General features: G+C 70.2%; 9 protein-coding genes and 1 pseudogene. 5 read left to right on the top strand and 5 right to left on the bottom strand.

The genetic code is table 11. The annotated features are described in order from the left end of the window. Nucleotides 1-79: 79 nt before the first annotated feature. Nucleotides 80-565 carry a hypothetical protein gene (locus ABZ749_RS21085; protein WP_357230151.1) on the bottom strand — a complete coding sequence of 162 codons (486 nt, stop codon included), beginning with the start codon at nt 563-565 and terminating at the stop codon, nt 80-82. 347 nt (nt 566-912) lie between these two features. On the opposite strand from ABZ749_RS21085, the gene ABZ749_RS21080 reads away from it, so the two are divergent. From ABZ749_RS21080 to ABZ749_RS21070, 3 genes are read left to right on the top strand one after another with little or no spacing between them, the layout of a single operon-like run. Continuing rightward, nucleotides 913-2,364: a PLP-dependent aminotransferase family protein gene (locus tag ABZ749_RS21080; RefSeq protein WP_357230149.1), complete on the top strand. Its 1,452-nt coding sequence runs from the start codon at nt 913-915 to the stop codon at nt 2,362-2,364. Then, nucleotides 2,352-2,756 (top strand): cupin domain-containing protein, encoded by a 405-nt coding sequence (locus ABZ749_RS21075; RefSeq protein WP_357230147.1) that lies wholly within the window; start codon nt 2,352-2,354, stop codon nt 2,754-2,756. The genes ABZ749_RS21080 and ABZ749_RS21075 overlap by 13 nt, the downstream gene beginning before the upstream one ends. A gap of 14 nt (nt 2,757-2,770) precedes the next feature. Further along, nucleotides 2,771-3,586: an NAD(P)-dependent oxidoreductase gene (locus tag ABZ749_RS21070; RefSeq protein WP_357230145.1), complete on the top strand. Its 816-nt coding sequence runs from the start codon at nt 2,771-2,773 to the stop codon at nt 3,584-3,586. A gap of 35 nt (nt 3,587-3,621) precedes the next feature. Here ABZ749_RS21070 and ABZ749_RS21065 read toward each other — a convergent pair whose 3' ends face one another. Beyond that, nucleotides 3,622-5,847 (bottom strand): hypothetical protein, encoded by a 2,226-nt coding sequence (locus ABZ749_RS21065; RefSeq protein WP_357230143.1) that lies wholly within the window; start codon nt 5,845-5,847, stop codon nt 3,622-3,624. Between the two features lie 238 nt (nt 5,848-6,085). Between ABZ749_RS21065 and ABZ749_RS21060 the strand changes: the two genes are divergently transcribed. Continuing rightward, the gene (locus ABZ749_RS21060) at nt 6,086-6,997 is read left to right on the top strand and encodes a GNAT family N-acetyltransferase (RefSeq protein WP_357230141.1); all 912 of its coding nucleotides are present in this window, start codon (nt 6,086-6,088) and stop codon (nt 6,995-6,997) included. Beyond that, nucleotides 6,994-7,485: a barstar family protein gene (locus ABZ749_RS21055; protein WP_357230139.1), complete on the top strand. Its 492-nt coding sequence runs from the start codon at nt 6,994-6,996 to the stop codon at nt 7,483-7,485. The genes ABZ749_RS21060 and ABZ749_RS21055 overlap by 4 nt, the downstream gene beginning before the upstream one ends. Here the strand turns inward: ABZ749_RS21055 and ABZ749_RS21050 are convergent. The 3 genes and pseudogenes from ABZ749_RS21050 to ABZ749_RS21040 form a co-directional block, all read right to left on the bottom strand. Further along, a complete protein-coding gene (locus tag ABZ749_RS21050) occupies nt 7,452-7,856 on the bottom strand; it encodes a hypothetical protein (protein ID WP_357230137.1) in 405 nt (134 codons plus the stop codon). The genes ABZ749_RS21055 and ABZ749_RS21050 overlap by 34 nt on opposite strands. A gap of 220 nt (nt 7,857-8,076) precedes the next feature. Beyond that, nucleotides 8,077-8,913, bottom strand: a complete 837-nt coding sequence (locus tag ABZ749_RS21045; protein WP_357230135.1) for a CPBP family intramembrane glutamic endopeptidase — start codon at nt 8,911-8,913, stop codon at nt 8,077-8,079. Nucleotides 8,914-9,188: 275 nt separating this feature from the next. After that, nucleotides 9,189-9,297, bottom strand: a pseudogene (locus ABZ749_RS21040) (DNA-binding response regulator); the annotation flags it as partial.

Here is a 9,297-nt window from a genome sequence, read left to right as displayed (position 1 = left end):
GCCGTAACCGGGCGGGGTGCGCAGTTCCAGTTCAACGCCCGGAAACCGAGTGAGCGCCAGGGCGCCGGGTCCGCCCGCATCACCTGCGCCGAGGGCGGCGACGCCCTGCGTCCCGGACGAGCGTCAGGGCGATGACGAGAAGGCCGAGCAGGGCGACGACGGCGTTGGCGGTTGTCAGGAACGCCTTCTCGCCGGGGGTGGCGTGGTGCAGGTGGGTCAGGTGGAAGAAGAAGTGGGGTATGGCGAAGGTGGAGAATGCCGCCGCCGCGGGGATGGTGAACGCCGCCCTAGGTACGACGAGCGCGGTGCCGAGGACGACGGCCAGGCCGAGGGTCGCTCCGCCGAAGTCTCGCGCGTAGTGCTCGCTGAACGGTGGGGTGAGGCTGACGGTCGGGAAGTTGTCGTAGAAGCTTTCGGGGAAGACCTGGTTCCAGAACCCGACAACGAGTTCGTCGAGGAAGAGGACGGCCAGGGCGATCCGGATCAACGCGGTCAGCGCGGTGTCCCGCCCACCTGTTGACCGTGCCTGCCGTGCGGCGGGGGTGGGTGACCGGCCGTCGTTCATCGGGTCCGCCCGGCGGTGTTCCGCGACCTCGGACCGGCCGGCCACTGGCCGGGACGTCGGAGCCCGCCGGTCCTGCCAGCTGTCCCGATTCGCACTGAGCTACCTCCCGATCCGCCTTCGCCGTAACGCCGCAGGGGTGCGTCACCCGGACCGGGCGCCGAGGTGAAACAGAGTTCAACAACTGTGATGTCACTGCTGGTTCTACTCTTCGGGACTTCTCACTGCGGCGAAAACTGCTCGGACTCCCCGAGAGGGTGGAGCCCTCACCTGCGAAGATCGGCGGCGCCTGACACGTGAGTCGACGCCGAAGCTGCCGGCGCTACTCGTACGAATGGGATCGTTGCTGCGTGACGAAGTCGCTTGACCTGCATCTGGAGTTCGATCGGAGTGCGGGTTTCCCGGGTCGCTCGCTGGAGAGCGCGTTACGGGAGAGCATCCGGACAGGCCGGCTGCGGGCCGGGTCGCGCCTACCGGGGAGCCGGAGCCTGGCCGCCGACCTGGGCTTGGCACGCGGCACTGTGGTGCAGGCGTACGCGCAGCTGGTGGCGGAAGGGTGGCTGCTGGCGGCACCCGGCTCGGGCACCCGGGTCGCCGACGTACGTCATGATCCGCCCGGTTCGCGCGGGCAACCGCGGCCGTCGCCTCCCGCCGGGCCATTGATCGAGTTGCGGCCGGGGATTCCCGACCTCGCGTCGTTCCCCCGCACAGCCTGGGCGGACAGTGTCCGCCGGGCGCTGACAACGGCTTCGCGCGGCACGCTGGACTACTCCGAACCGACCGGGCTACCCGCACTGCGGGCGGCGGTGGCCGGCTATCTCGCGCGCACTCGTGGAGTGCTCTGCGACCCGGGTGCGGTGGTGATCACGGCGGGCTTCACCCAGGGCCTCTCCCTTCTTGCGCGGACGCTGCACCGGCGCGGCGTCCGCGCCATCGCCACCGAGAACCCCGGTCTGGCCCATCACCGCATGGTGCTGCGTGCCGCGGGCCTGACAGTCACCCCGCTGACCGTCGGTCCCGGCGGGGCCGACCCGGACGACGCGGCGGGTCAGGCCGCGCTCCTCACCCCGGCGCACCAGCATCCGACCGGCGTGGTGCTCGCTCCACGGCACCGCTACCGGCTCATCGCCTGGGCCCGGAAGCACGACGCGTTTCTGATCGAGGACGACTACGACGGCGAGTTCCGCTACGACCAGCGGCCGGTGGGTGCCATGCAGGCGCTGGCACCAGAGCGGATCGTGTACGCCGGCAGCACGAGCAAGTCGCTGGCGCCAGGCGTCCGCCTGGGTTGGTTCGTCGTCCCCGAGCCACTGCGTCGTGAACTGACGACGACGATCGTGGAGGCCGGCGCCGCGGTCTCCGCGATCGACCAGCTCACCATGGCCGAGCTGCTCACGCACGGCGACTACGACCGGCACATCCGCCGCATGCGCCTGACCTACCGGCGTCGCCGGACCGAGCTGGCCGACCGCCTGGCCGAGGTGACCGCCACTGCCCTGGAGGGCATCGCTGCCGGCGTTCACGCGCTGCTACCGCTGGCTTCCGTGGCGGAGGAGCGCTGGCTGATCCGGGCCGGACGCCGCGAGGGGCTGCACCTGATCGGACTGCACAGCAACGGCTACTGGCACGATCCCGCGGACGAGCGGCAGGCGGCAGCCCTGGTCCTCGGATACGCGGCGCCGCCGGCTCATGCCTGGCAGGAGGCACTGTCCGGACTCTGCCAACTGGTCCATCAGACCGGTCACCAACTGGTCCATCCGGCTGGTCCGGTCGGGGATACGTTCGATCCATGCAGACCATGACAATCGGAAACAACGAGATCGTGCTGCTGGGCACGGCCATGCCGCCGGAGTTGCCGGAGGGCTCCCACGTGATGACAGCGACGATCGAACTGCCACCGGGCGACCCGGGCACGCCGCCGCACCGGCACTCCGGCCCGGTCTTCGGCTACCTGCTCGAGGGCGAGATGATCTTCGAGCTGGAGGGCGAGCCGGAGCGGGTGATCAAGGCCGGTGAGGCGTTCTGGGAGCCGGGCGGCGACGTCATCCACTACCGGTCCGCCAACAACCTGTCCGATCGGGTGACGAGGTTCCTGGTCGTGATGGTCTGCGCGCCCGGCCAGGAAATGCTGGTGCTGGTGAGCCCCGACGAGCTCGAACAGCGTAAGGGCCGCCGCTCGACCCGGCCGAACTGACGGAGAGGCACGTCATGCGTATCGTTCTCGCCGGTTCGACAGGCGTCATCGGCCGTCGACTCGAGCCCATCCTGACCGCTCAGGGGCATGAGGTCATCGGGTTGGCCCGCAACGGCCCGGTCGCCGTCGACGTGCTCGACCGGGACGCGGTCGCTGCCGCCGTCCGCGACGCCCGGCCCGACGTGGTGATGCACCAGCTGACCAGCCTGAGCACTGGGGACTTCGCCGCCAATTCGCGGCTGCGTCGTACCGGGACCCGCAACCTTGTCGACGCGGCGCTCGCCGCCGGCGTACAGCGGATCGTGGCACAGAGCATCGCCTGGGCGTACGAGCCGGGCACCGAGCCCGCGACCGAGGAGATTCCGCTCGACCTCGGCGCGGCGGAGCCACGCCAGACCAGCGTGGCCGGTGCCGCCGCGCTCGAATCCGCCGTTCAGGAGGCGCCCGAGTGGGTCGTGCTGAGGTACGGCACCCTCTACGGCCCGGGCACCTGGTACGCCCGCGACGGTCTGATGGCCCAGTTCGCCGCCGCCGGCAAGGTCCCCGCCGACGCGGACGTGAGCAGCCTGCTGCACATCGATGACGCCGTCGCCGCCGCGGTCGAGGCTCTGCGGTGGCCCGTGGGCGTCGTCAACGTCTGCGACGACGAGCCAGCCGCCGCCTCGCAGTGGGTGCCCGCGTTCTGCGCGGCGGCGGATGTGCCGGCACCGGCGGTGACCGGTGGCGAGCGGCACGGCTGGGCGCGGGGAGCGAGCAACCGCTACGCCCGCACGCACCTCGGCTGGAGCCCGGCCTATCCGTCCTGGCGGCAGGGGTTCGACACGGTGTGAGCCGCCCGCACCCGACAGTCGCGCCCGCGTCACTGCTACGGATCCGCCACTGCCCCGCTCGGCGGGTCGCCCGGAAGCGGTACTGAGTCCACCGGCTGGCGAAGGCGCTCGATCAACTCGCGGGCCGCCTCGGCGTACCGCCGCTCCGATCCGCCGGGCCGGTGTCCCTGGATCGGCGGCGGGACGCTGTCGCCAGGTAGGGGCACCACGTCGGCGGGATCCCGTAGCCGGCGGTCCACCGTTGCTGCAGTCCCGCCGAGTGTCACTGGCGCGGGTGTCCGGTGGGCGCTGAATATCCAACCGCCGACCGAGTCGGTGTCGCGCCACAGGTTCACCCACCGCCACTCCACCCGAGCGCCGATCTCGTGCAGCACCTCGTCGTCGACGAAGGCGGGGAAGAGTCGCGCGTAGAGTCGGCTCAGTGGTGAGCCGTGGGTGAGCAGAGCGACTCGACTGCTGACCTGGGGCGGTAACTGGAGCACTGTCGCGGCGGCCAGGACCGAACCGTGGCTGTGCGCGGTGAGCAGCACGAGGTTGCCGCGTCCGACGAGGTAGGTGATTCGTCGGGTCAACTCCGGCACGGCCCGTTCGGCGTAGCAGGGTGGGGCGAACGGGTGGGCGGCCCGGGGCCAGAACGTGCCCAGGTCCCACAGGACACCGACGTGGCGCCTGAATTCGACAGTCCGGTAGGCGAAGATCCCGCCGATGGTCAGACCGAGGATGATCGCGGCGATCCCCCAGCTCCCGAACGCGATGGAGAAGGTGATCAGATCACCGGGCACCCGTGCGTACCGCTGCACGGACTCGCTCGGCAGCAGGTCCAGCAGCCCGAGGGTGGTGGTGGCCGTGCCGATCCCGGCCAGGCACGCGTAGACCACCGCCAACGGAATCAGTCTTTCCGTGAAGCGGGCCCTTGCTATCGCCTCCCGCACCTGCCGAAGTCGGGTCGCGGCCGTCGGCGGGCGCTCCGGGTAGTCGCAGTCGACGATCACCGCCGCAGCATGAAGTCGACGGCGGCGAGAGATGAGGACGACCGGAACCGCCACCACCAACGTGAACAGCACGGTCCGGAGAAAGCCGAAGATCGCCCAGGTGAACGCCGGCGGCAGACCGGACGCCAGGCCTTCTCCGGTCGGTGCGTCACGATCCAGGAAATCCGCCACCCGGTAGACGAACTCGGCGGACACTGCCACCGCCAGACTGACCGCGCTGGCCGCCATCACCAGTGCGCCCAGCCCAAGCAGCGGGATGGCGTCCCGCCGGCGAAACCGGTGCCAGAGCAGCACCGCTCCGAGGGCGGTCAGCAGGGTCGTCTGGGCGACGAAGAGCAAGGTGAGAACTGCGCCGTAGCCGGGTAGGCCGCCCCCCTCGCGCCACGGCGCCGGGCTGGCGAGGACGTGGGCCGTCACCACGATGGTCAGGGCCACGGCCACCGTTCGCACCGCGCGGGTGATTCGATCCAGCCGCTGGTCCGAGGCGGCCCGGTCGAGCAACGGGGGCAGACAGAGCAGGACCACGCAGCTGGCCAGCACCGCCCCGGTGGCCACGGCCAACGAGATGGTGCTGGCCGAGGCGCCGTTCGCGGCTCGGGCGGCGAGCAGAGCGACGTCCAGTGTCGCGAACGCCGCCGCGACGTGAATCGAACGCAGCCGTCCCACCAGCGGCCCGGCGTCCCACTGACCGATCCCGCCGAGACGATGCTCGGAAACCTCGTCCGCCGGAGCACGGAACGCGTCGAACATCTTTCGCGGCCGGGTGCTGGCACGCCAGAGCAGACCGATGGCGCCGGCCGGAATCACCGCCAGTACCGCGAGGCGCAGGCCCACCGGTTGCCCGCCCAACCAGGACAACCAGGTGCGCCCGTCCAGGCAACGTGGCGAGCCCATGCACTTCCACGCGATCAGGTCCAGCGTGACGCCGACGAAGGCAAGCACATACAGCGCGGTGAGAGTGAGCGCCAGCAACCGGCACAGGGATCTGACCATCGCGTCGGAGCCAGGGCTCGCCGGTCGCATCCAGATCGCCAGGTTGGCCAGCATGAACGGCAGGAGGAACACCAGCGACAGTGTCCTGACCACGCTTCCGGCGGGCAGGTCACCCCAGCGGTACGCCTCCGTCACCCGTTCGCCGCTGCCGCACGAACATGGGCGGTGGGGGCGGTAGAAGCCCCCACTGCGGTCGCCCGCGACCTGCTCGACCTGCGCCGCGTTCAACACCTGGGCGGCGCTGGCGTTGGCGGCTCCGTGGACCCGCAGCTCCACCACGTCATCGGACGTCCCGGGCCCGCTTGGCCGCGCTGACGCACCCGACATCGGCCCCTCCGAAGCACCTTCGGTGGCCAAGCCGGGGTGAACGCAGCCCCCGCGCCACTCGCGGCGGTGTACCCCGCCCGGACGGAACCAACCGTGGGCCCGCCGCCCGGTTGGTGCAGCGCCTGCAGGTCCCCGGGCCGCACAAGATTCCGGTGTCGATCCGGTGGGCGGTGGCTAGCGTACGCGGATGAGCATTGTCCCGAGGACCGGACTGCGGCTGCGATTCCTCACCGATCCGGGCGAGTTCCTGGCCGTTGCGGGTGACCACCTGGGCGCCGATCCGGTCGTCAGCACGGTCGTGACCACCATCGCGCACCGGCCGTTGTCGCAACGGGCAGAGGGTATCCCTCAGCCCGACCGTAACTGGTGGCTCGTGGTCAGCGACGACTCCGGCGCGGTGGTCGGTGCCGGCATGCGCTCGGCGCCGTATGCCCCCTATCCGCCGTTCCTGCTGCCCATGCCCGACGAGGCGGCCGTTGCGCTCGCCCACGCGTTGCACGAGCGCGGGGAGGAGGTCCTCGCGGTCAACGGCGCCCTGCCCGCGGTCGACCTGTGCGCCGCCGCGCTGGCCCAGCTCGGCGGAGGCGAAGTCCGGGTCAACCAGCACACACGGCTGCACCAGCTCGGCGAGCTGACATCGCCGCCACCGGTGCCCGGCAGCTTGGTGACCGCGACCGTGGAGGACGCGGGACTGGTCACCGAGTGGCTCGACGCGTTCGTGGGCGACGCCGACGAACAGGCGGGCCGCCCGCGTGGTGCCAGCGCGCACGAAGTGCCCGACCATGCGGAGGTGCTGCGTCGGATCCACGCCGGACGGCTGTGGTTCTGGCTCGACGAGACCGGGGAGCCGGTGCACCTCACCGGTGCCAACCCACCGTCGTTCGGGGTGGCCCGCCTTGGCCCGGTGTACACACCGCCGGCCCAACGGGGGCGCGGTTGGGCCAGCAACGCGGTCGCCGAGGTCTCCCGCCGAATCCAGGCCGAGGGTACGCAGGTCTGCCTGTTCACCGACCAGGCCAACCCGACGTCGAACAAGATCTACGCCGCCCTCGGCTACCGGCCGGTCGTCGACATGGCCAACCTGGTCATCGTCCGATGAGCAGCTGGTGGAGTGGCCCCACCGATCAGGTCGAGGTCTGCTCACGCAGTGCCCTGGTCGAGCTGGCGGCGGTACTACCGGCAGCCGGCAGATTCGTCGTCGCCCGGCTCGACGGTGCGAGGATGACGGATGCGGACCACACCTTCTACGAGTTCTCCGACGCGCTGCTCTTTCCCGGCTACTTCGGGTGGAACTGGGCCGCGCTGTCCGACTGCCTCCGCGACCTGAAATGGATGCCCGCGGACGGGTATCTCGTCGTCGTCGAGAACGCGCCCCGGGTGTTGTCCAGCAGCGCCGAGGATCGGCACACGCTGTTGTGCATCCTGTCGCAGGCCGTACACCACTGGGCCAGGCCGTTCGGCCAACCAGAGTTCAAGGTGCTGCTGCTCTGCGACCGCGACGACGAGGCGGCGCTGTTGCGGCAGGAGATCGCCCGTGCGGACGCCGGTACGCCTCAGCGAGACGGCTTCGCTGGTCGTCGGCCGTAGGAAACGGTTGTCCCGACCAGCAACGCCGCTCCGGCGAAGAAGTAGGTGTTGATTGCGATGCCGGCCCAGAACTCGCCAGTGGAGACGTCCGCCACCCCCATGAAACCACCGCGACGGACACCGCTGACCATCACAATGTTCTCGGCCATTCCTGGCACACCCCGGATCACGAGCAGCACGCTGCCAAACACCAGTGGGGTCAGAAGCAGCCACCGGGGAAGATGTCGCGCCGGCGGGCGGACAGTGGCCAGAACGACGACTGCTCCGAGGGCCGACATCGAGATGAGCACCACGTTGAAGATCACGTAGGCCCTCATGCCCCACGGTCCGTCACCGGTTGGATCGCGCCCAGGGAAGAGCACCAGGATCACGTGGGACACCACAAAGACGATCAACCAAGCCAAGGCGCCGTACGCCCAGCGACGACTACTGAAAGCGGGCATACCAGCACCCTCGCCAAGCCGACAGCGTGACGCCTCCCTCAGTGGGTCGGTTCCACTCCCCCAGGAGAGCGAGGTGCGGGAGCACCGACGCACACCCGACCAGACGAGGGCGTCTCCAATCGCTCGCTGGTCACGACGGCCTGCGGTCCTACTGACTACTGACGGCCCGGGGCCGGGCTCGCCGCTCGCGCAGCCAGACCAGCACCACCATGGCGACGTTGACGACGCCGAGGATCAGCAGGGACGCGTCACCGGAGTCGGTGGACCGGTCGATCGCGAAGGCCTCGCCGTCTGCCATCAGCGTGTTGACGATCGTGAACAGGACGTTGTTGGCGACGTGGAAGGCAACCGGTGCCTCGATGCCGCGGCTGATGATGGCCATCAGGCCAGTGCTGACCCCGATCACGGTGTAGTAGCCGAACAACCAGGGGTCAGCCGAGCCGTGGACCACGGCGAAGCCCAGGCCGGATACGACGAGCCCGACGACCAGGGCGGGGCGAACCGCACGCACCCAGGACGCGGCGGCGGGCAGCACCGCACTTCGGAACATCAGCTCCTCGCCGACGGCCTGCACCGGGGTGCTCAGCGCGATGATCGCCAGCATGCCGATCGTCGTGCCGGTGACACCGAAGGCGGTCCAGCCCGGGGCGTCGGGCGCGACCAGCGCCACGACACCGATCCCGGCGCCCACCAGCAGCGCCGCCGCGGCCAGGTAGTACGTCAGGCGGCGAGCGTCGAAGGCTCGGGGCGCACTGATCAGGCTGCGCCACGGCACCCTGGCGATCCAGACCAGGAGCAGGATCGCCAGGGCGCCCGCCGTGCCGATGCTGAGGTTGACGGCCAGGAACTTCAATGGCGTGAGGGTGGCCGACATCGGGTCGTCGCTGCCCTCGATGACGCCCACGAGCTGGTAGAGCAGAACCTGTAGCACCACCATCGCCAGCGGCGGCACGCCGATGACCACCAGCGGCTTCCACCAGCTCATCCGAAGGTGGGCGCCGAAGGGCCGGGAGCTGTCGACGGCCAGCCGGGAATGCTCCGGCGTCTGGAGGCGCGAGCCTCCCGCATCAGAAGAGCTCGTCCCTGTCCAGGGTCCTGCGGCTCTGGGGGCGTTCATCGGGGAGCTCCCTCTCGTCGGTGTGGAGATCCCATTGCAACGCTCATGGCGCCTCGCCGTCAGTGCCACCACGTCACCACGTCACAGTGACATTTCCTCGGACAGTCGCAACTCACGGTCACGGTCGGCGACGGCGGATGCGCCTACAGCCAGTCGTGTTCGCGGGCGTAGCGGGCCGCTTCGTGGCGGGTCCGGGTCTGGGTCTTGCGCATCGCGTTGGACAGGTAGTTGCGGACGGTGCCCGGAGCCAGG

The sequence above is a fragment of the Micromonospora sp. NPDC047753 genome (assembly GCF_040642735.1).
Classification (GTDB): Bacteria; Actinomycetota; Actinomycetes; order Mycobacteriales; family Micromonosporaceae; genus Micromonospora.
Note: the sequence above shows the minus strand (reverse complement) of the source record. Positions and strands in the feature narration are given on the sequence as shown.

Coding starts and splice junctions, on each gene's coding strand:
- ABZ749_RS21085 (WP_357230151.1), bottom strand. CDS start 565: ATGAACGACGGCCGGTCACCCACCCCCGCCGCACGGCAGGCACGGTCA.
- ABZ749_RS21075 (WP_357230147.1), top strand. CDS start 2,352: ATGCAGACCATGACAATCGGAAACAACGAGATCGTGCTGCTGGGCACG.
- ABZ749_RS21070 (WP_357230145.1), top strand. CDS start 2,771: ATGCGTATCGTTCTCGCCGGTTCGACAGGCGTCATCGGCCGTCGACTC.
- ABZ749_RS21060 (WP_357230141.1), top strand. CDS start 6,086: ATGAGCATTGTCCCGAGGACCGGACTGCGGCTGCGATTCCTCACCGAT.
- ABZ749_RS21055 (WP_357230139.1), top strand. CDS start 6,994: ATGAGCAGCTGGTGGAGTGGCCCCACCGATCAGGTCGAGGTCTGCTCA.
- ABZ749_RS21045 (WP_357230135.1), bottom strand. CDS start 8,913: ATGAGCTGGTGGAAGCCGCTGGTGGTCATCGGCGTGCCGCCGCTGGCG.